This window comes from Synechococcus sp. H55.9 (assembly GCF_047462355.1).
Lineage (GTDB): Bacteria > Cyanobacteriota > Cyanobacteriia > Thermostichales > Thermostichaceae > Thermostichus.
The window spans coordinates 12139-13479 of sequence record NZ_JANSJB010000073.1 but is presented as its reverse complement, the minus strand read 5'-3'; the positions used below and the strand labels follow the sequence as shown (position 1 = coordinate 13479).

The 1341-nt window shown below is 60.5% G+C and carries 1 protein-coding gene; it reads right to left on the bottom strand.

Annotated elements, in window-relative coordinates:
* Positions 1 to 88: 88 nt before the first annotated feature.
* Complete coding sequence (locus NW857_RS09785) at positions 89 to 1135, bottom strand: hypothetical protein (protein ID WP_414333114.1); 1047 nt, start codon at positions 1133 to 1135, stop codon at positions 89 to 91.
* Positions 1136 to 1341 lie beyond the last annotated feature (206 nt).

The following is a 1341-nucleotide window of genomic DNA, read 5'->3' as shown; positions in this document are numbered from 1 at the left end:
CGCTGTGTATAAGCCACAGGGAGAGGGGAGCTTGGCCGCCACTGCCAGACCGGCAGGCCGACAACCTCAGTCCAACTAAGTGGACAGCCTACTGCTGGGTGAGGCGCAAGGTCACCGTCGGGCTGGTTTGGTTGCCAGAGGTGGCCGTGAGATTGATCTGATACACGGTGCCGGAGGCCGGAATGGGCGGCCGCACCGTAACGGTGAAGCGGCCTTGGGCATCGGCTTGCACGGTTTGGTTGGTCACCGTCTGTTGGGCGCTGATGATGCCCCCCAGCGAGGTCGAAGCCGTTACATTCACCCGCACGGAAGCATTGGGAGCCGTGGTGCCCTGCAGCGTAAAGGAAGAGCCGGCAACCCGATCCCCATCGCGCAAGTTCGTGATCTGGGGCAGCAGGCTGGAGGGGCTGATCGTCGCGGAAACCTCTTGGGTGGTGAGCCGCTGGATCCCCCCAGTAGCCCCCTCGATCAGGCGGGCCGGCTGCTCTGCAGTCATAAAGCGCACCTGGCCGTTGTTTTCTAAGCGAGCGATGACGATCCCCTCACGGGTAGTATCCTTCGGCTCAATCAAGGCATTGACCACATAGGTGCCGCTGGAAACTTCCTGAGCTGGCAGAGTTTGCACCTGCCGTCCGTCCTGGACAAGGTAAACGGTTACTCGGCTGGAGGGAGTGCCCTTGACAGTTACCAGCAGGATCTCGCCCGCGGCCAAGGGGCGATTGCCGGCGTTGTGATCCACCAGGTCGATAGAGGCGCGGACGGGGCTACCCACGGTGAAGCTCCAGGTAACACGGCGGGTCACCCCCTGGGTGTTGGTGAACTCCAGCAGGACTTCCCGCCGTCCCGGCGGCAAGGGCTGGGCAGGACGGTAGGTGAAGAAATCCCGGGTAATCACCGACTCAGCAGTAACATCTTTGCCGTCCAGAAAAACCCGCACCGTCTCCGGGCGCACGCTGACCCCATCTTGGCTACGAAAAGAAGCCGAGATCGGCGAGGTGGGCTCCACATTAGTGGCCGCTTGAGCCGGGTTGGGATCCGTAATTTGCTGAGCCCTTGCCGGCGGGCCCGACAACCCCACAACAGCAGCGCCGATCAGCAAGGCACGTGGAAACCAAGAATACAAGTTATCGCTCATGAGACCGTCCAAAATAAGGTTAAGTTGGCCTATAGGTGAGTAGCCCAGAGGCAGAGCAAAGTCAACCTAGACCTCCTGTTTGCATCCTGTCACAGGGGTCGATTGCTGTCGATACGCCTACACCTCCGCCTGGCTCTCCCCTAGACCCAACCCCAGTGTCAGATTTAAGTAAGGTTAACTGCCATCTAACGCCTAGGGCAAGGATG